The sequence below is a fragment of the Chitinophaga varians genome, assembly GCF_014529945.1.
In the GTDB taxonomy this organism is placed as follows: domain Bacteria; phylum Bacteroidota; class Bacteroidia; order Chitinophagales; family Chitinophagaceae; genus Chitinophaga; species Chitinophaga varians.
Map to the genome: position 1 here is coordinate 1,163,768 of NZ_JACVFB010000002.1, position 19,291 is coordinate 1,183,058.

26 protein-coding genes are annotated in these 19,291 nt (G+C 47.0%); 11 read left to right on the forward strand and 15 right to left on the reverse strand.

Annotated features, from left to right (window positions below; all coding sequences use genetic code 11):
* Positions 1-115: 115 nt before the first annotated feature.
* Together ICL55_RS12595 and ICL55_RS12600 are read left to right on the forward strand one after the other, a co-directional pair.
* On the forward strand, positions 116-622 hold the full coding sequence (locus ICL55_RS12595) for a MerR family transcriptional regulator (RefSeq protein ID WP_246496235.1): 507 nt from the start codon (positions 116-118) through the stop codon (positions 620-622).
* 16 nt (positions 623-638) lie between these two features.
* Entirely contained in the window at positions 639-1,133 is a 495-nt protein-coding gene (locus ICL55_RS12600; RefSeq protein WP_188097554.1) for a thioredoxin family protein, read from the forward strand.
* Positions 1,134-1,311: 178 nt separating this feature from the next.
* Here the strand turns inward: ICL55_RS12600 and ICL55_RS12605 are convergent, their stop codons facing one another.
* Together ICL55_RS12605 and ICL55_RS12610 are read right to left on the reverse strand one after the other, a co-directional pair.
* Positions 1,312-2,415, reverse strand: coding sequence for a mechanosensitive ion channel family protein (locus tag ICL55_RS12605; RefSeq protein WP_188097556.1), 1,104 nt, complete (start codon positions 2,413-2,415; stop codon positions 1,312-1,314).
* 10 nt (positions 2,416-2,425) lie between these two features.
* Positions 2,426-3,562 carry an amidohydrolase family protein gene (locus tag ICL55_RS12610; RefSeq protein WP_188097557.1) on the reverse strand — a complete coding sequence of 379 codons (1,137 nt, stop codon included), beginning with the start codon at positions 3,560-3,562 and terminating at the stop codon, positions 2,426-2,428.
* Positions 3,563-3,664: 102 nt separating this feature from the next.
* On the opposite strand from ICL55_RS12610, the gene prfA reads away from it, so the two are divergent.
* The 3 genes from prfA to ICL55_RS12625 all read left to right on the forward strand — a co-directional run bounded on the left by prfA (position 3,665) and on the right by ICL55_RS12625 (position 6,595).
* Complete coding sequence (gene prfA / locus ICL55_RS12615; protein ID WP_168870559.1) at positions 3,665-4,729, forward strand: peptide chain release factor 1; 1,065 nt, start codon at positions 3,665-3,667, stop codon at positions 4,727-4,729.
* Between the two features lie 359 nt (positions 4,730-5,088).
* A complete protein-coding gene (locus ICL55_RS12620; protein WP_188097559.1) occupies positions 5,089-5,682 on the forward strand; it encodes a hypothetical protein in 594 nt (197 codons plus the stop codon).
* A 232-nt stretch (positions 5,683-5,914) separates the two neighbouring features.
* Positions 5,915-6,595 carry a YiaD family glycine zipper/OmpA-like lipoprotein gene (locus ICL55_RS12625; RefSeq protein WP_188097561.1) on the forward strand — a complete coding sequence of 227 codons (681 nt, stop codon included), beginning with the start codon at positions 5,915-5,917 and terminating at the stop codon, positions 6,593-6,595.
* A 67-nt stretch (positions 6,596-6,662) separates the two neighbouring features.
* Here ICL55_RS12625 and ICL55_RS12630 read toward each other — a convergent pair whose 3' ends face one another.
* The 4 genes from ICL55_RS12630 to ICL55_RS12645 form a co-directional block, all read right to left on the reverse strand.
* Entirely contained in the window at positions 6,663-7,052 is a 390-nt protein-coding gene (locus ICL55_RS12630) for a VanZ family protein (RefSeq protein ID WP_188097563.1), read from the reverse strand.
* 98 nt (positions 7,053-7,150) lie between these two features.
* Complete coding sequence (gcvH, locus tag ICL55_RS12635) at positions 7,151-7,531, reverse strand: glycine cleavage system protein GcvH (protein WP_188097565.1); 381 nt, start codon at positions 7,529-7,531, stop codon at positions 7,151-7,153.
* A gap of 84 nt (positions 7,532-7,615) precedes the next feature.
* On the reverse strand, positions 7,616-8,278 hold the full coding sequence (locus ICL55_RS12640; RefSeq protein ID WP_188097567.1) for a peptidylprolyl isomerase: 663 nt from the start codon (positions 8,276-8,278) through the stop codon (positions 7,616-7,618).
* 9 nt (positions 8,279-8,287) lie between these two features.
* Positions 8,288-8,626: a hypothetical protein gene (locus ICL55_RS12645; RefSeq protein ID WP_188097569.1), complete on the reverse strand. Its 339-nt coding sequence runs from the start codon at positions 8,624-8,626 to the stop codon at positions 8,288-8,290.
* 249 nt (positions 8,627-8,875) lie between these two features.
* On the opposite strand from ICL55_RS12645, the gene ICL55_RS12650 reads away from it, so the two are divergent.
* The 5 genes from ICL55_RS12650 (at position 8,876) to rsgA (ending at position 13,923) form a co-directional block, all read left to right on the forward strand.
* A complete protein-coding gene (locus ICL55_RS12650; protein ID WP_188097571.1) occupies positions 8,876-9,877 on the forward strand; it encodes an AAA family ATPase in 1,002 nt (333 codons plus the stop codon).
* Between the two features lie 9 nt (positions 9,878-9,886).
* A complete protein-coding gene (locus tag ICL55_RS12655; RefSeq protein ID WP_188097573.1) occupies positions 9,887-10,756 on the forward strand; it encodes a DUF58 domain-containing protein in 870 nt (289 codons plus the stop codon).
* A 25-nt stretch (positions 10,757-10,781) separates the two neighbouring features.
* On the forward strand, positions 10,782-11,789 hold the full coding sequence (locus tag ICL55_RS12660) for a hypothetical protein (protein ID WP_188097575.1): 1,008 nt from the start codon (positions 10,782-10,784) through the stop codon (positions 11,787-11,789).
* 25 nt (positions 11,790-11,814) lie between these two features.
* Positions 11,815-12,825 carry a vWA domain-containing protein gene (locus ICL55_RS12665; RefSeq protein ID WP_188097577.1) on the forward strand — a complete coding sequence of 337 codons (1,011 nt, stop codon included), beginning with the start codon at positions 11,815-11,817 and terminating at the stop codon, positions 12,823-12,825.
* A gap of 162 nt (positions 12,826-12,987) precedes the next feature.
* Positions 12,988-13,923: a ribosome small subunit-dependent GTPase A gene (gene rsgA, locus ICL55_RS12670; protein WP_188097579.1), complete on the forward strand. Its 936-nt coding sequence runs from the start codon at positions 12,988-12,990 to the stop codon at positions 13,921-13,923.
* Here rsgA and ICL55_RS12675 read toward each other — a convergent pair whose 3' ends face one another.
* The 3 genes from ICL55_RS12675 to ICL55_RS12680 are packed head-to-tail and all read right to left on the reverse strand — an operon-like array spanning position 13,924 to position 14,799.
* Positions 13,924-14,064 (reverse strand): hypothetical protein, encoded by a 141-nt coding sequence (locus tag ICL55_RS12675; RefSeq protein ID WP_188097581.1) that lies wholly within the window; start codon positions 14,062-14,064, stop codon positions 13,924-13,926.
* Between the two features lie 12 nt (positions 14,065-14,076).
* Positions 14,077-14,226: a hypothetical protein gene (locus tag ICL55_RS35075; protein WP_223151420.1), complete on the reverse strand. Its 150-nt coding sequence runs from the start codon at positions 14,224-14,226 to the stop codon at positions 14,077-14,079.
* A gap of 42 nt (positions 14,227-14,268) precedes the next feature.
* Entirely contained in the window at positions 14,269-14,799 is a 531-nt protein-coding gene (locus tag ICL55_RS12680; protein ID WP_188097583.1) for a gamma carbonic anhydrase family protein, read from the reverse strand.
* Between the two features lie 85 nt (positions 14,800-14,884).
* Between ICL55_RS12680 and ICL55_RS12685 the strand changes: the two genes are divergently transcribed.
* On the forward strand, positions 14,885-16,066 hold the full coding sequence (locus ICL55_RS12685; RefSeq protein WP_188097585.1) for an aspartate aminotransferase family protein: 1,182 nt from the start codon (positions 14,885-14,887) through the stop codon (positions 16,064-16,066).
* 143 nt (positions 16,067-16,209) lie between these two features.
* Here ICL55_RS12685 and ICL55_RS12690 read toward each other — a convergent pair whose 3' ends face one another.
* The 6 genes from ICL55_RS12690 to ICL55_RS12715 form a co-directional block, all read right to left on the reverse strand.
* Positions 16,210-16,494: a hypothetical protein gene (locus ICL55_RS12690; protein WP_188097587.1), complete on the reverse strand. Its 285-nt coding sequence runs from the start codon at positions 16,492-16,494 to the stop codon at positions 16,210-16,212.
* A 535-nt stretch (positions 16,495-17,029) separates the two neighbouring features.
* The gene (locus tag ICL55_RS12695; RefSeq protein WP_188097590.1) at positions 17,030-17,323 is read right to left on the reverse strand and encodes a hypothetical protein; all 294 of its coding nucleotides are present in this window, start codon (positions 17,321-17,323) and stop codon (positions 17,030-17,032) included.
* Positions 17,324-17,415: 92 nt separating this feature from the next.
* Entirely contained in the window at positions 17,416-17,898 is a 483-nt protein-coding gene (locus ICL55_RS12700) for a hypothetical protein (protein WP_188097591.1), read from the reverse strand.
* Positions 17,898-18,332: a hypothetical protein gene (locus tag ICL55_RS12705; protein WP_188097594.1), complete on the reverse strand. Its 435-nt coding sequence runs from the start codon at positions 18,330-18,332 to the stop codon at positions 17,898-17,900. Before ICL55_RS12705 ends, ICL55_RS12700 begins: the two co-directional genes overlap by 1 nt.
* Before the next feature lie 16 nt (positions 18,333-18,348).
* Positions 18,349-18,870, reverse strand: a complete 522-nt coding sequence (locus ICL55_RS12710) for a hypothetical protein (RefSeq protein ID WP_188097596.1) — start codon at positions 18,868-18,870, stop codon at positions 18,349-18,351.
* 10 nt (positions 18,871-18,880) lie between these two features.
* The gene (locus ICL55_RS12715) at positions 18,881-19,282 is read right to left on the reverse strand and encodes a hypothetical protein (RefSeq protein WP_188097598.1); all 402 of its coding nucleotides are present in this window, start codon (positions 19,280-19,282) and stop codon (positions 18,881-18,883) included.
* Positions 19,283-19,291 lie beyond the last annotated feature (9 nt).

Below are 19,291 nucleotides of genomic sequence, written 5' to 3' on the forward strand. Positions count from 1 at the left end.
TTAACGTGTTGTAACAGGTAAATGATATTTTTCCGGAGGATAAAAGGAGTAAGCTTGCTATGAAAAGCTTAACTTCATTCCCGTAAAGAATATTTTTCACCGTTTTTTACCATTTATGCAACAGTTAGACCTCTTTTCCACACCTGGAACTCCCCACCCGGTACCGGAGACTGCGGGAGGCACTGTCAAAGCAAAAGTGAAGAAGACCATAGTTGTACCCAGACTTCCTGGTAAAAAGCGGGGACGTAAATCATTGAAAGAGGTATCGGAAGACCCAGACTTGATTATGGAGTTGGACAAATTAGTGCTGGACAAGCAATATTATTCAATTAGTGAGGTAGCTGCCATGTTCCGGGTAAATACTTCGCTGATACGTTATTGGGAAAATGAATTTGATATTCTTCAACCCAAAAAGAACAGAAAAGGGGACCGGCTGTTCCGTCAGGAAGACATCCAGCACCTCAAACTGATCTACCATTTGCTGCGGGAAAGAAAATATACCATCGAAGGCGCCAAACAAAAATTGAAGGAAGATCTCAAACTGGCTGCCCGGAATTTCGAAATGGTACAAGCTTTGCTGAAGGTACGTGGTTTTTTAACCGAACTGAAAGATCAATTATAAAAACATGATTATGCGCTTGAAAACATTACTCCTGGGAGGCGGCCTGCTTTTTTCAACAATGGCCTGGGCACAGAATGGAAACGATAAAGTGATGAAAGGCAAAATTGAAATGAAGTCCCTGATGCAGGACCAGTCTACCGATTGGTTTTATAAAGGGGTGAACAGCTATCAGCCCAACGACAATATGCTCAACTACATTAAAGCCAATCGTACCAACTATAACCTGGTGGTGGTAATGGGCACCTGGGATGAAACCAGCCGTAAAGTGGTTCCTGAGCTGTATAAAGTAATGATCACCGCCGGCAGCCCGGAAGATCAGGTACTGATGTTTGGCGCTGACCAGAAACTGCAGACAGATGCGCCTACTGACTATAAAGTGAAAAAACTGCCTACCGTGATCGTTTTCCGTGATGGCAGCGAAGTAGGCCGTATCGTAGGCGCTCCGAAAGAATCTATCGAAGGAGACCTGTCCCGCATCCTGCTGAACAGCTCCAAGAAAGAAAAAGAATAACCGACTAATAAGAACTTCTAAGTAAATAAAGGCCTGTTGATGTTTGTCAACAGGCCTTTTTCATTTACGAATTTTTTCATTTTGATATTTTGATATTGAGAGTAGGCAAGATTCATTTGGATAAGACAAGTGAACTTTTGCATACTCTCAATATCAGAATGAAAAAATATCAAAATATCTAAATCTCCAAATTCCCAAATGTTACATTGGTGGAGGTAGTAGGCAGTTTCACATCATTGCCGGCCAGCAGCCGTATGATAGCGAGGTTCACGTTTTCCCGCAGGGAGGCATATTGGGTACCATCGATGATATAGGTATTGAATATGACCTGTACTACGTAGGTGTCTTTTGTGAAATCGTGCAGGTTGACGGTGAAGCCGGGTAATATGTTGGAATTACTTTTCAGCAGGTTACGAATGTCGTCCAGTACCTTCAGCAGCTTGTCGGCAGGCGTTTCCGAGCCTATTTCAATACGCATGGCCACCCGTTGCTGCGTGCGGAGCGACAGGTTATCGAGAATGCTGTCCACCATTTTTTTGTTGGGGACGGTCACGAAAGTTTTCTCCAGGGTACGGATACGGGTGCTGCGCAGCCCGATCTTTTCTACGGTGCCCTGCCAGGAGTCCACCTTTACGCTGTCGCCTACCCGGAATGGTTTGTCGAAGAAGATGATGAAGGAGCCGATCAGGTTCTCGATGCTCTCTTTGGCAGCGAGGGCGAGGGCCGCCGCACCGATACCAAGGCCTGCGATGATCTTCTCTACCAGCGATGGGCCGAAGAGTATCCTGATAAAGGCGATGGCGCCCATGATAAAGACGATGGCCTTAAAGAAATCACGGAAGAAGACGATAAACTGATTATCTGTTTTGTCTTCCGTCAGATCCGCTTTCTTTTCCAGTACCAGCGCGATGAAATCGATCAGGCGCAGCATGATCCAGATGATGCTCATGCTGAAAGCCAGTGACAGCAGGGTATCGGTGATGTCCTTCAGGGTGGCTTTGTTGTATACATGTACATTCAATACCGTAGGAAAGGTAAACCGGTCGATGGTCAGCATAAAAGTGACCAGCAACAGGAAGTATTCCAGCGGACGCAGCAGCAGGTTAATAAAGTCTCTTTCCTCTATCTGGGGCGACCAGTGGCGCACCAGGCGGAACAGGATGGTGGCCATCCCTTTGGATACATAACGTTTGACAAAGGATACGAAGAGCAGTACCCCAATGAGGATGAGGTAGTCCCTTACGGGATTGTCCAGGAAGACCTGGTTCAGGAAATCATTCATATGGTTAAATCTAGATAATACGTTTGATATCATTGGCAATCAGTACCACGCCGGGCTGCATACCGGCTCCGAAGCTGCCGTAGCGGCTTTCAATACCGAGGGCTTTGGCGCCGTTGCTGGTTCCCCAGCGGAGCAGCTCTTCCAGCGGTATGTCCGGGTAGTGGGTTTGTATGGTCTTTATTTCCTCCCAGACAGACAGTTGGTGGTTGGAAGCCAGGCTGTCGGTTCCCAGCGCGATGTTACATCCTGCTTCCCGGAACAGGGGGATGTTGGGCAACCGGTCTTCAATATACAAATTAGCCTGCGGACAGAAGCACCACCAGGTTTCCAATGGTTGTTGCAAGGCAAACCGGATATCGGCCGCGGACGTATAGGTATTGTGCACCAGCAGTATTTTGTTGTGGGCAAACCGGGGCAGGTAGGCTTCCAGGCTGTTGGTGCCCGCTGCCTGGAAACTGCCGGCGTCCATACCAAAATGGGCATAAAACCGGAGGAAATCGCCGGTTTTGGTGTTGTACAGTTCATTTTCCGCCGCACATTCCTGATTGTGGATGCTTACGGGCGAATTATGCGGTGTTTGGGCAAGCAGTCCAAACAGTGCGCTGCTGACAGAATATGGCGCGTGTGGTACAATGGAAGCGCTGTGGCCGGGTATCTCCCGGAAGGCCTGCAGTACTTCCAGGCTGTATTGGTACCGGGCGGGGGCGCTGACTTCCGCCACGCCCATACATTCCACGAAAGTATGGTAATATAGGCGCTGGTGGCGTTTCTGGGCCACCGTGGCCGGGCTGTTGCAGATGTCCCCTACTGCGGCAATGCCTGATTCCCACATGGATTGTTCGGCCTCTGCGATGGCGGTAGCCTGATCATGGCCGCTGTTGCGGTTTTCCATTACCCGGGTCAGGAAGGCCGGCAGCCCCGTTTTTTCCGGGACCGCCCCTTTCATATGTGAAAGTTCCAGGTGACAATGCGTATTAACAAATCCCGGACACAGGATACCGTCCAGCTCCCGGACATCGTTGCCGGCGGTATTTTCCGCTACAATGCCCGTCACCACTCCGTCTTCGTTCAATACCAGCACATGGCCGGGCCCCAAAAAACGCTGGCCGTCGAATATATCTTTCCCTTTTAATTTGATCTGTTTCAACAACCTGATATTTAATTAAATGAATGGTGTTAATTTTGCAACCCGATTAGCAGTATCACCTGTCGTCTTTCAGGAGGGGATACTCAAAAGTCAAAGATAATTATGATAGACAAACTCGAAGCGATAAAAGGCCGTTTTGAACAGGTTGCGCTGGCACTGACCAACCCGGAGGTAGTAAGCGACAACAAAAAATTTGGCCAGCTTAGCAAGGAATACCGACAGCTGGAAAAGATCGTGAAGGCATATGATGCCTACCGGAAGCTGTTGGACAATATTGCCTTCAACAAGGAAGTGCTGGACAGTGGCGACGAAGAGATGCGCGAACTGGCCAAAGCCGAAACGGAAGCGCTACAGGAGCAAAAGGTAGAGCAGGAAGAGCTGATCCGTAACCTGCTGATCCCGAAAGATCCTCAGGACGAGAAAAATGCCATCCTGGAGATACGTGCCGGTACCGGTGGTGATGAGGCCAGCCTCTTCGCCGGTGACCTGATGCGTATGTACCTGCGTTTCTGTGAAACCAAAGGCTGGAGCACCAACCTGCTGAATGAAACCCCTGGTTCTGCCGGCGGTTTTAAAGAGGTAGTGATAGAAGTGAGCGGCGACGACGTATATGGTACCCTGAAGTTTGAATCCGGCGTACACCGTGTACAACGTGTGCCTGCCACAGAAGCTGCCGGTCGTGTACATACTTCCGCTGCTACAGTGGCGGTACTGCCTGAGGCCGAAGAGGTAGACGTGGATGTCCGTGAAGCCGATATCAAAATGGACACGTTCCGTTCTTCCGGCGCTGGTGGCCAGCACGTAAACAAAACCGAGTCGGCGGTAAGGCTTACCCACATTCCTACCGGCGTAGTCGTGGAATGTCAGGAAGGCCGTAGCCAGCACTCCAACCGCGAAATCGCCATGAAGATGTTGCGTACCCGTATCTACGAGGCTGCCGTTCGCAAACATGAAGATGCCATCGCTTCCCAGCGTAAGAGCCTCGTGTCTACCGGCGACCGTTCCGCGAAAATCCGTACCTATAACTATCCGCAGGGCCGCGTTACAGACCATCGTATAGGCATGACCGTTTATAACCTCGATGCTTTCATGAACGGTGAAATCAAGGACATGGTGGATGCCCTCCAGTTTGCCGAGAACGCAGAGAAGCTGAAACAGGGTAGCTAGTCCCTGTCACGCAAAGGAGCATAAGAGAGGAGAGCGCGCAAAGGATCGGAGGTCGGATCGGAGGTTGTTGCCCGCAAAGGCGCTAAGCAGCAAAGGCGCTAAGAAATTAAGCTCAAATAAGATTTAAAAAAGAATTAATAAAGAGCGAAGAGAACACAAAATGTGGTTTTCTTCGCTCTCTTTGTGTCCTTTGCGCCTTTGCTGCTTAGCGCCTTTGCGTGGACCATCCGCTCTTATCTCCGCTCCTTTGCGCGCTCTGCTCTCTTACGCCCCTTTGCGTGACGCTTTGCGGGATGCCGGAATAATCTTACATTTAATTTATACCACAATATTTTTCTTCCACAAAAATCCATATCAAGATGCTAGAGCAATTAATGGAACTTGTTCGGGAACATGCACAGAGCACTGTTGTCAATAATCCCGCTGTTCCCAATGAACAAAATGAAGCAGTGATCGGTGCTGCTACAGAATCTATTGCCAGCGGCCTGCAACAGGAACTGGCCAATGGTAATACCGAAGGCGTATTGTCCTTACTGGGCGGCCAGTCAGCTACCGGCGCTACCCAGGACAATCCGGTGGTCGGTAATATCTCCAATAATTTTGTAGGTACGCTGCTCGAGAAATTTAATCTGGACAAAGGCGCTGCTACGCAATTGGCGGCCTCTCTGATCCCGACGGTACTGGGCTCTCTGGTGAACAAAACCAATGACCCGTCCAACAGTAGTTTCAACCTCAACAACATCTTCAGTTCACTGACTGGCGGCGCAGCCAATGGCATTGACCTGCAGGGCGTGCTGGGCAAACTGTCCGGTGGCCTGGACAAAAACGGCGATGGTAAAGTAGATCTCAGCGATCTGACCAGCCTGTTTTCCAATGGCGCCAGTCAACAACAACAGGGCGGTAATGATGCCGGCGGTGGTATCGGCGGAATGCTGAAGAACCTTTTGGGGTAGTTGATTGTTCTCTCTCCGGATGTATTCATAACGGCAAAAACACAAGCACATCGTATATAATTATTTGATTATAAATTGATTGCTTGTGTTTTTTTTAATGTTTGTTCATATATAGATTTCAATTAGTTGTATACAATTAAATGAAACTGGCAAAGTATTTGTTTCCCACTTTTCGACTTACATTTGTCATCCTGAAATATATATAATAACCTTCATGTTTAAAATTACTAAGATGAAAAGACTCAATGTTCTGGTAGCCCTGGTTTTATCAGTAACCATGTTGTTTAGCTGTAGCACCTGGCAGAGCATGGACAATACTAAAAAAGGCGCTGCGATTGGTGTAGGCGGCGGAGCTGCTGCTGGCGCCATTATCGGTAAAGCAGCCGGCAATACAGCCTTAGGTGCTATTATTGGTGCCGCTCTTGGTGGTGCTGGTGGTGCGCTGATCGGTAAGAAAATGGATAAGCAGGCACAGGAAATCAAAAATGAAGTGCCGAATGCTACGGTTGAACGGGTGGATGAAGGTATTAACGTAACATTTGACGCAGGCGTACTGTTTGGTTTCGATAAATCTGACCTGTCTCCTGCTTCACAGGAAAGCATTCAGCAACTGGCTAAAATCCTGAATAAGTACCCTGATACTTATGTACGTGTGGAAGGTCACACTGACGACAGAGGTACAGATGCTTACAACATGGGCCTGTCTGAAAGAAGGACCAACACTGTGGTAAACTATCTGAAGGGCCAGGGTGTTGCTGCCAACCGTATCCAGGGTTTCTGGTATGGTAAGAGCCAGCCTAAAGTACCAAACGATACAGATGCTAACCGCGCTAAAAACCGTCGTGTGGAGTTCTCCATCTTTGCGAACGACAAGATGAAACAAGACGCTAAGAGAGAAGCTGGTCAGCAATAAAGATATTCAAGAGACATATTTCTCATAAGCAGATATACATTCCCCCCTGGTTCCAGGGGGGATTTTTTTATTTAGACTGTCTCAAAAACAGATAGCGGAAGAGTTTAAAGACAAATACACCGGCAATGGCACCCAGCGTATCAGCGGCTACATCGTACATATCAAAGCTGCGCCCGATGGCCCAGTATTTCTGGATCACCTCAATCAAAAATCCATACACCGCCGCCAGTACCACAAAGAGGAACAACGTGCGGGACGATAACTGTTTGCGTTGCCAGTATACCCCGAGGCTCAGAAAAAAAACAATGCCACCGAAGAGGCAGAAGTGAACGAACTTATCGAAATGTACTTTTTCGAAAAAAGAGTTGGAGGGGATATCCTTACCGGGAAGGGTACAAACTATCAGGATCAGTATGATCCAGGCGGTGGCCGGAATATAATATTTCCAGATTTTCATGATCCGGTAAATCGATTAACGTGATTCAAAAAAAAGACAACAGGGCCGCTGAACGCGCATCCTGTTGTCTTTTCTATCTAAAATATCAGTTGGCGTAATTATTCAGCAACCAGTGCTTTGTATTGATCTGCAGTCAGCAGCGCATTAACGTCAGCAGGGTTCTTAACGGTCATTTTAACCATCCAGCCCTCGCCATATGGATCGGAGTTTACCAGTTCAGGTTCGCTTTCCAGGTCAGCGTTGACGCTGTCGATTTTGCCGGCAACGGGCAGGAACAGGTCAGAAACAGTTTTTACTGCTTCTACGGTACCAAATACTTCTTCGGCCTCTAAAGTCTTACCTACTGTAGGAATATCAACAAACACGATATCGCCCAATTCGCGTTGAGCAAACTCGGTAATGCCGACTGTAGCAATGTTACCTTCTAATAAAACCCATTCGTGATCCTTGGTGTAACGCAGGTTTGACGGAAAATTCATAATTAGTTTGGTTTTGAGCCGTAAAAATACTGAATCCTTCAGAGATTTACGGATTTTTTGATTTTGATATTTAGCTGATTTTTTTTAGAAGAAAAGCCATTTTTTGATGACCCGTATCTTCATGGGAACATTCTCCAGTGGCCTGTTAAGACTGTCGGTCTTCACGGCGGCGATTTTATCGATCACCTCCATGCCTTTAATAACCTGGCCAAATACCGTATAGTTTTGGTCAAGATGTGGTGAGCCTCCTTCTGTTTTGTATATCTCTCTTTGGTCTACCGGGATTTTGCGGCCGCCCAGTCTTGTTTTCTCCAGTTTGTCCAGTTCTTCATCGTTGAACACTTTGCCCTGTACAATATAGAACTGGCATCCGGAAGAGGACTTCGTGGGATTATCGTCACGAGCCGCTGCCAGCGCTCCTTTGCGGTGGAACAGGTCCAGCTGAAACTCTGGCGGGATGGTGTATCCTACATCGCCTTCGCCGAGGGGCGCGCCGGGTTTGGCACGTTTGGAGTCCGGATCACCACCCTGAATCATAAACTTTTTGATGACACGGTGAAACAGCGTGCTATCATAGAAATGTTTTCTGCTCAGCTTCAGGAAATTGTCCCGGTGTTTGGGCGTTTGGTCGCAAAGGCGTATCACCATGGTGCCGTAGGGCGTGATCACTTTTACTTTCCTGTTTTTGGCCATGGTCATAGTGGTGATGGCCATCAATAAGGTACAAAGGAGTATTATTTTTTTCATACCGGTGGATTATGCTTCCTCTTCATCAGAGAAATACTCAATGATATGTTCTTTCAGAAAGGCTTCCTGTTCTTCCAGGTTAAATTTAGGGACGGGCTGCAGTTCTTTGAAATGAGGCCATCCGTCTTTATCATAGCCATCCATTTCATAGTACCCGCTTTTACTGAGCAGGGTACAAACAGCCACGTGCATCAGGTCCTGTTTCTGCTCTTTCGTGTATTTCTTCTTCAGATGATTGATTTCATTGACGCCGATGAGGAACAGAATAGCCTCCATATTGGGCTTTTTTCCGAACCTGGCCGTCAGCATATCTTCTACGGGTTTCCACCGCTTCTCAAGATCTTCCATGATATTGCCTTTTTTTGGGTCAGTGTTTGCTTGTTAAGTGGCTCATAGCCACGGCAAATGTACGTTATACGGAAAAATATTATATAAATATGCGGGAGCTTTCTTAATTTGGGCATCCCCGTTAGGCTGATTGACATGGGAATGAGCCACTGTGGCAAGTTTAACAGCACTTTAACGGCCATTTCACATATTGATAAGTTTTATTTGACAAGAGAATGTTTATTTTAGCACACTTGAAAAACTAACAGCATGGAAAATACATCGTCCGATATCCGGCAACTGAATGAAAAAATTCACCAGGCCAGCGCTTTTGTGGACCTCCTGAACATGGAGCTGGGCAAGGTAATTGTGGGGCAGCGTTATATGGTGGAAAGATTGCTCATCGGCTTGCTGGCACAGGGGCACGTATTACTGGAAGGTGTACCCGGCCTGGCAAAAACCTTGTCTATCAAATCGCTGTCATCAGCCATTAATGCTAAGTTCAGCCGTATCCAGTTTACGCCCGACCTGTTACCGGCGGACGTAGTGGGCACCATGATCTACAACCAGCAAAAGAACGAGTTTGTAGTACGTAAAGGGCCTATTTTCGCCAACTTTATCCTGGCGGACGAGATCAACCGTGCCCCGGCGAAGGTACAGAGCGCCCTGCTGGAAGCCATGCAGGAAAGACAGATCACCATCGGTGACAATACTTTCAAACTGGACGATCCCTTCCTGGTACTGGCCACTCAGAACCCGATAGAACAGGAAGGTACCTATACCCTGCCGGAAGCGCAGGTAGACCGTTTCATGCTGAAAGTGGTGATCGGCTACCCTACCAAGGAAGAAGAAAGACACATCATTCGTCAGAACCTGAACCCGGAAGCTTCGGCTCCTATCCGTGCGGTCATACAGCCGGCGGATATCCTGGAAGCACGTAAGCTGGTACGGGAAGTGTACATGGACGAGAAGATCGAAAAATATATTATCGATATCGTATTCGCTACCCGTAATCCGGAAGAATACAAACTGCAGAAGCTGAAGCCACTCATCTCCTATGGTGGTTCTCCAAGGGCCAGCATCAACCTGGCGCTGGCGGCCAAAGCTTATGCCTTTATGAAACGCAGAGGATATGTGATCCCGGAAGACGTACGCAGCATCTGTTTCGACGTCATGCGCCACCGTGTGGGCCTCACCTATGAAGCAGAAGCTGAAAACGTGACCAGCGAAAACATCCTCAGCGAAATTCTCAATGCCGTAGAAGTGCCATAATCGTTTATCATGTTGGACACTGCCGAAATACTCAAAAAGGTAAGACAGATAGAAATCAAGACCAAAGGTCTTACCAACCACATCTTTGCAGGCGAATACCATAGCGCTTTCAAAGGGCGTGGCATGTCGTTCAGCGAGGTGAGGGATTATCACTTTGGGGACGACGTACGGTCTATCGACTGGAACGTGACAGCACGTTTCAACCACCCGTTTGTGAAGATTTTTGAAGAAGAAAGAGAGCTGACGGTAATGCTGCTGGTAGATATGAGCGAAAGCTCCTCCTTCGGCACCCAGAAGCGCGATAAACGGGACCTGATCACCGAGCTGTGCGCCGTACTGGCTTTTTCGGCTATCAAAAATAATGATAAGGTAGGCGTTATCTTCTTCAGCGATGGGATGGAAAAATATATCCCGCCTAAAAAAGGTAAATCACATATCCTGTTCATTATCCGTGAGCTGTTATCGTTCACGCCTAAACGAAAAGGTACCAATATCAAGGAAACGCTCCGCTTCTTTAACAATGCCGCCAAAAAACGCAGCATTGTATTTATGCTGAGCGACTTCCTGTCCGGTGAATATCAGGATGCCCTCAATATTGCCGCCAAAAGGCATGATATGGTGGGTATTCAGGTATATGACCAGCGCGACCGGGAGCTGCCTCCCGTTGGACTTATTCAGGTGGCCGATGCCGAAACCGGTGCTACCCAGTGGCTGGATACCGCTGACCGCCGGGTAAGGCAATATTATGAACACCAGTTTGCACAACATGCGCAATATTGCAAAAATGCCTTTATGAAAAGCGGCGCAGAGCTGATGACTATCCGTACCGATGAAGACTATGTAAAAGCTTTGCAGACATTTTTCCTGAACAGGGCGTAAGTTATTAAGGAGAGCAAATTCAGACATGTATAAACAGCAAGTGATAAGACGTATACTTTTATCTTTCTTTATTGGGTTGTTGTTCCCACTCGGCCTGCTGGCGCAAAATACCCTCGAAGTGACCGCCAGGGCTGACAGCAGCAGCATCCGGATTGGTGAACAGGTGAAACTGCACCTGAAGGCCACCGTGCCGGCAGCTGTTTTCAACAAGCCCGAATTCAGGCTGCTGTTACCTGTTGTGCCGGACTCTATGGACCATTTTGAAGTGGTAACCCGCTCCAATCCGGACACCCTGACACAGCAGGACATGAAGGTGCTGCAACAAACGCTCACCATCACCAGCTTTGACTCCGGCCACTGGGAGTTTCCTCCCCTGAAATTTGAAGTATACGGCGCTACCGGCGCCAACAGCGTAGACACCTTGTTCAGCCAACCGCTGGCCTTCGATGTCAATACCGTTGCGGTAGATACCACCAAAGCATTTAAACCCATCAAGACAGTACAGGCAGTTCCCTGGAACATCTGGGATTACTGGCCATATATGGCCGGCGGCGGTGCAATAGTGTTGATAGCACTGGGGCTGTGGCTGTATTTCCGCAAACGCCCGGAAAAGAAGCCGGTGGAAAAACTGCCGCTGGTAACACCTTACGACCTGGCCAGACAGCAGCTGAAATCACTCAAAGAAGAACAGCTGTGGCAGCAAGGCGACATCAAACAGTATTATACCCGATTGACAGATATTTTGCGTACCTATTTTGAGCACCAGTTTGGTATTGCAGCGTTGGAACAGACATCAGAAGAGCTGTTGAAGAATATCAAGCCGGTGACCAAATTGAACCAGCAACGGGATAAATTACGCTCCCTGCTGGCCATTGCGGACCTTGCCAAATTTGCCAAATTACAGCCTACAGCAGATGAGCATGTAGACTGTATGGTCAAAGCGGAAGAGATCCTGGAATGGACAAGGCCTAAAGAGGAGCCAGCCGCGCAAACGCCCGGTGCTCCGGATGAGAAGCCACAAACAGGCGCGTAATTAGTCATTTAACTGAATTTAAGTAATGGATTTTTCAGCGTGGAAAAATATTGAATTTGCCCATCCGGTTTTCTTCTGGCTTTTATTGCTGATACCGGTGATGATATACTGGCGCATTGCCCGGCGGAAAAAGTCGCAGGGTGTGATGAAGGTATCGTCCGTGGCTGGTCTCAGAGGACTGCCAGTATCCTGGAAGGTGCGTTTCCGGCCGGTATTGCTGGCCCTGCGCATTTTGGCCTATGCCGCCCTGGTAACAGCGCTGGCCCGGCCGCAGACATCCAATACTTCTGAAAACATCGACAGTGAAGGGATTGACATTGTCATGGCGATCGATATATCCGGGAGTATGCTCGCGGAAGACCTACAGCCCAATAGGATGGAAGCCGCTAAAAAAGTGGCGATGGACTTCGTGGACAGGCGCATCAGCGACCGTATCGGCCTGGTCGTGTTCTCCGGTGAAAGCTTCACCCAATGCCCGATCACAACAGATCACGCTGTGTTGAAAAATCAGATCATGCAGGTGAAAAGCGGCATGTTGCAGGACGGTACCGCCATCGGTATGGGCCTCGCTACCTCCGTGGACCGTCTGCGTAACAGTCATGCTAAAAGCAAGGTGATCATCCTGCTGACAGACGGTGTGAACAACACTGGTCTCGTAGATCCGCTTACCGCGCTGGAAATAGCCAAGGCCTTCAAAATAAGGGTATACACCATTGGTGTGGGAACACAGGGCAAAGCGCCTTTCCCGATGCCGATGGCCGACGGCAGCGTACAGATGGTGATGCAGGACGTGCAGATCGATGAACCGCTGATGAAGAAGATCTCCAAAGAGACCGGCGGGAAGTACTTCCGGGCCACCAATACCACCGATCTGAAAAACATCTATGCAGAAATTGATCAACTGGAAAAAACCAAAGTAGAAATCACCTCCTATAAACGATATGCAGAGCATTTCTTCCCGCTGGCGATGCTGGCGCTGGCATGTATACTGCTGGAGGTAGTACTGCGTTATTCTGTATTCAGAAGCTTACCATAATCACGCAAAGGTGAAGAGTGAGCAAAGAAGCAAAGGGCTTGGGTTTTAGTAATGAAAAGAGATTAAAGAGAGCAAAGGGCAAAGGAATAGCTTTGTTTCTTTGCTCTCTTTTTAGCTTTGCGTGGAAAACAGTTACCTTTGGGGATATAAATTTCCGGACTATTGCAAGCAACAGTATACAAATCAACAGGCAGTTGGTATGTGGTGAAAACCACCACAGGTGAAACATTTCAGGCAAGGATGAAGGGTATCTTCAAAAAGAATGAAGATATCACTTCCACCAATCCTATTGCCGTGGGCGATGTAGTAGAGATGGTGCCTGATGACAGTGATGCTAACGCCAAAAACGCCATGATCACGGAAATCGGCGAACGCCGGAATTACATCGTGCGTAGTTCTCCACACGGGCGTAATAAAAAACACATTATTGCTGCCAATCTGGACCAGGCGATGTTGATCTGTACTATCCGTGAGCCACGGACTTCCCTGGGATTTATTGACCGTTTTCTGGTCACCGCAGCGGCGTATCATATTCCTGCCGTGCTGGTGTTCAACAAAAAGGATATTTATCGGGCGAAAGAAATGGAGTTGTTTGAAGCCATAGAGGCCCTGTATACCGGCATCGGATATCCGGTGAAGCTGATCTCAGCCACAGAGATGGAAGGGGTGGAAGAAATCAGAGCGCTGCTGAAAGATAAGACCACGCTGATGTCTGGCCATTCCGGTGTGGGTAAATCCTCCCTGATCAATGATCTGGTGCCGGGATTAGACCTGCGTACCACCGCGGTGAGCGGTTGGAGCGGCAAGGGGTTGCATACCACCACGTTTGCGGAGATGCATGATCTGCCCGGCGGCGGTTGTCTGATAGACACCCCCGGCGTGCGTGAATTTGGTATCGTGGATATCGACAAAACGGAGTTATCCCACTATTTCCTGGAAATGCAGCCTTATCTTTCCCAATGTCAATTCAATAACTGTTTGCATATCAACGAGCCCGGCTGCGCTGTCAAGGACGCTGTAGAAGCCGGAGAGATTGACCCTGAACGGTATGTGAGTTACGCCACGATCCTCGAATCTATTGAGGAGGAACAGTACTAGTTATTTTTTAGGCTTATTTAATTCATCCAGTACTTTCTCTGCGCCCCAGTTGCGTTTAGGCAGGGGGCATCCTTTCTTTTGTGTACGGCAGGCCATGAGGGTGATGACGGCGAGCAAGGCAAGGGCGATTATTTTGCGCATAGTAAGGTTTTACTAGAATAAACGCATTTGTTTGCCAGCTTTGCGGTTCGACCGCTGTAAATCTTTTTTATCGTAGCCGGTGGCGGGGCACCCATATTTCTGTGAAGAGCAGCCTGGCAGTACAATGACGGCCAAAAGGAGCAGGCAAATAAACGTTTTCATAGAGGGATATTTGCCTGCAATATAACAAAATTTTATAAAGCGTTAGGGTTGTTGCCCTCCTTCCGTGTACCAGGAAGCGTACATGTTGTAGTTTTTGGAGATACGGTTGATCTCCCCTTTGATAAGGGCCATATCGATGTCTTTTACCTTTTTGGCGGGTACGCCGGCCCAGATAGTGCCGGGCTCCACATGGGTGCCTGCCAGTATCACAGCGCCTGCAGCGATGATGCTGTTGCTGCTGATATGTGCATTGTCCATCACGATGGCGCCCATGCCTATCAGCACGTCATTATCTACCGTACAACCGTGGAGGATAGCATTATGACCGATAGACACATTATTGCCCACAATGGTTTTGGATTTCTCATAGGTACAATGGATCACGGCGCCGTCCTGTACATTCACGTTTTCGCCGAGGCGGATACTGTTCACATCGCCGCGAACCACCGCGTTGAACCATACGGTGCAACCTTTTCCCATCTCTACGTCGCCGACAATGGTGGCATTGGGTGCGATAAAGCAACCATCTGCAATCTTCGGAGTAAATCCTCTTAAGGGTATAATGTGAGACATAACTGATAGTTTTAATCTGAATGTTACAAAGATAACAATTACTAATTAGCCGTTGTTTTCTACCTTCGCAGAGAATGTAAGAGATATGAACAACAGGCAACTTTTTTTGCAGCACGTAGCGCAAACATCAGATGCGCCGCTGGCATTGGAGATCGTTAAAGCGGAAGGCATGTACATGTGGGATGTCAACGGCAGGAAGTATCTGGACCTGATTGCCGGCATCAGTGTATGTAACATGGGGCATTGTCACCCTGCCGTGGTGAAAGCCATTCAGGAACAGGCGCAACAGTATATGCACCTGCTTGTATACGGAGAATTCGTACAGTCGCCACAGGTAGCCTATGCGAAGGCGCTGACCCAACATCTTCCCGAAAACCTCGACAGCGTATACTTTACCAACTCCGGCGCCGAAGCCGTAGAAGGGGCCATGAAACTGGCCAAACGTTTCACCGGCAGAACAGAGGTCGCTGCTTTCAACCGCAGCTATCACGGTTCCACACAGGGCGCACTCAGCATCCTGGGTGATGAATACTGGCGTAACGCTTACAGACCGCTACTCCCCGGTATACAACACCTCGAATATAACAATTACGCGTCACTGGAGCTGATCACCCATCATACCGCCGCAGTGTTCGCAGAAAGCGTGCAGGCAGAAGGCGGTGTGAATCTCCCCCAACTGGAATGGATACACGCTTTACGTGCCAAATGCAACGAAACCGGTGCCCTGCTGATACTCGACGAAGTACAATGCGGCCTCGGTAGAAATGGAACGCTCTGGGCTTTTGAACAACTGGGCATCATCCCCGATATCCTGTTGCTCGGCAAAGCGCTGGGGGGCGGTATGCCACTGGGCGCGTTCATCTCTTCCCGCACCATCATGTGGAGCCTGACCAACAATCCGGTGCTGGGCCACATCACTACCTTTGGCGGGCATCCGGTAAACTGCGCCGCAGGTCTCGCCGGTTTCAACGCCCTGCTGGAATCACAAGTGATCAAAGACGTGAACGCGAAAGGAGAACTGTTCCGTAAACATTTGCAACACCCTGCTATTAAGGCGGTCCGCTCACTGGGACTGATGATGGCAGTGGAACTGGAAAGTTTTGAAGTCAATAAAAAAACAATTGACTACTGTATTGCGAATGGCGTACTGACAGACTGGTTCCTCTTTGCGCCGGAATGTATGCGCATTGCGCCACCGCTGATTATTACAGAAGAAGAGATTGTACAAGCTTGTAAGGTGATCTGTGAAGGATTGGATCAGTTATAATAATATCATTGTCTTAAAATACAAAAGCCTGCACTGAATGCGCTTTCAGTGCAGGCTTTTTGGTTTGATATCACTATGTGTTGGCATGCATATGATGTAGCATATGCATGATTTTTCGCTATAAGATCACAGGTTTTTTGATGTTAGAATCTGTCGAGGACTATCAGATAGATGTACAGCGCTATGGTGATGGCTATGTTGATCATCAAAATGTAAACTGATAATGGGAGCTTCTTTTTGATATACAGCCAGATGTTGAATCCAACCTGAAGGCAGACAAAAGGAAGATGTAGCCATGCGTAGTCGCTGTGATGGTCTCCTCCGCTTCCAAAGATACCAAATGCAATAAAGGCACTGGGCACTTGTAACAGGAAGAACAACACAATATTGATGGGTACCAGGAGAATAGATATAATTAGTCGCTTCATTATTTTCACTATAAAGTCATAGATATAGCAATATTTTTATTGCTGCGGGTTTAATCCTTTCTAATGTAACACCCGTTATCCCCGCTTTTCCGCGACCTGATAAAAAGGTATTTGCCAGGACAAAAGGTGACATCAAAAGTATATCTCCCTTGTAGTAAATATTACTGGTCTGCATTGTCTCTGATTGATGAGGAGGTATCCAATCTCCCATATGAGCTCCTGACCGAAATTTCCAGGTGTGCTGTTCAATGTAATCACTGCTGTTTACATAACATAATATACCCACAGTGGCAAGTGTTAGCAGTAGCAGCGTATAGGAGGTAGTTTTCCTGGTGATCATGCAATGGTAGTGTGTTTATTTTTTGTGCTGCCCAGAAAAAGAAGTATGGCAGTATTGAATCCCTGGTGGTGTCAGTTTTTAATACGGATACAATAACGATGAGTAGAATACCCAGTAGCAGTGAGGTGCAAATATTTCTTACTATCGTGTTTAAGTGTAGATGCATGTTTGCTGACAGTATTGTTGATATAATGACTAAAGCATTATTGGAAAAATGTGAATGAACAGGTACCAGTAAAGCGCCAGCACCACAGCAATATTAATCAGCAGCGAATACAATGGCAGACGAAATCTGCCTTTTACATACAGCCATATATTGATGCCGATTTGCAGACAGGTAAACGGCAGAAACAACTGTGCATAGTCGCTTTTGTCAATTGTAACGATGGCTGATTGCAGTATACGCATGAAAGTGCCTAGTGTACATAAAAAAGCGAATAAGAAGATATTTAATGCTATCAGCAGCATAATTCTTGTTATGACTTTCATAAGAGACTGGATTGTTAAATTAGATCACAGAAAAGCATCAAACAACCAGAAAGAAATATACAACGGTGTGGCAATAGCCACCAGCAGGTATATCACCTGGTTGCCGGTATGATGCTCATGATCTGTCTGTCATCATATAATTTGTACCTCAATTCAACGTCTTTATCCCGGAAATAATATCTGATGGTAATTTTTTGTCCTTTCTTCGCCCTTGACTTCCATGCATCTCCCCAGGTATATTTGATGTTGACCGGTATTAGTTTTACGACTTCCGCTACAGCTGTGGATTGCCCGTTTTGCAATACATATTGAGTGATTGTCTGTTGGCCGGCAAGGTGGTCCTTTATATATTCCAACTCTTTCTCACTTTCACGAAGTTTATAACCGTTCAGATGATGGTGACTAATAAATTGTTGGTCAATAGTGTCTCGCCACGGAAAAAATAATGCCTCTTCCGAAGGATAATAGAAGAGAATATATCCTTTTTGATAACGGATAATATTCCCCTGAGGAACAAGCAGTGTTTTGTTACAGGAAGTAAAAATGCACAGCAGAATAAGAACATATTTTCTCATCATCGATATTCTTTCCAGGTACCATATTTATAATAGTCTATCTCAATATCATCAAAGTAAAGGACCAACCCCTCTCCTTTTAGTGCGCCTGTCTTTGGATCATATTCTTTCAGATATGACTGGTATTTCGGTTGGTGAAGCTTTCCTTCGATGTTGATTTTTTTATCTTTGTTAAGTCCCCGCTTTTCTTCAATCATTGAAATTCGGCTGTCAGCATCGAAGTAATACCATGTGCCGGCCGGGGTATCATTCTCATAAAATCCTAATGCTTCCAGTGTACCTGTTTTGCGATAATAGCTTTTGAAAATGCCATTCTTTTTCCCTTTCCGGTAGTAGGTTTCGGTCGATCCGTCTTTACTCCTGATAAATCCGTTGAGTGTTGTGTCTATGGGCGTTGTAAATAAGAGGTACGCCGTTGCAATCGCAGCTAACATTTTTTTATCGCTTTTATCAGTTACAGGTAGTATAAGGATCTGCACATTGTGTTTCCGGTGGTATCCAACCGATATATAGTTTTCCTTTTTGCCAAAGGGAAATCTTTACCCAACTCGACTTGCAGGCTAATACCTGAACCAGTTGATTGGTCCATTCCGGAATGGTTGATTTATTCGATTTCTTACTGGGTTCACTGTAAATAGCGATGTTTCCTGTATAAGATGTAAGATAGGTGCCAATGACAGGGGATTTTTTCACCCAGCCTCTGGATGTTCCGTTGGTAAGTGCATACATGGCGGATACGTTGAACAGGCTATCGTTATCTTCCTTTAGACGAAAGACAATGAAGTCTTCATCTCTGAAATTGTGTTTTACATATTTGATGATATTGCCTTTGTTGTCATATAATTCGGTCTTACCGCGGAAGTCCGGGTCCATGAGCACAAGGCAGTTGCAGGTGTTGGGCCCCTGTGCATTGCTGTGAAGGGATAGGAGCTGTAGGCAGTAAAACAGGCATAAGGTTAAGATCGTTTTCATGTTGAATTGATTACGGGATATAACAAAGTCCTTTCAGGTTATCTGATGTAAAGAGGTCCCGGACAATTTTTCCTCCTTCCAGCTTAATTAATTGGTGGTTATACATTATACCACCGATATGCATTTTGCCGGCGGTTTTCCAGAGTAGCGATGTGATATTCAGATCATAAAACCGACCTGTTAATATCGGATCGCATTTATCAATGTTTTCTTTCTTAGAAACAATTTTTATAGTTGAATCATTTCTGGTGGCATAGATGATGTATACCTCCTGAATGGAATCGATGTTTAGGATATGAAAGGCCGTGTTGCTGTGCGGTCGGTTGGTTGAAACAGGAGACTGGCTATATACCTTTGTTACCACAAAGCATATGACTACAGTAATCAGGCATTTAATTTTCAATGGAATCATTTCATACAG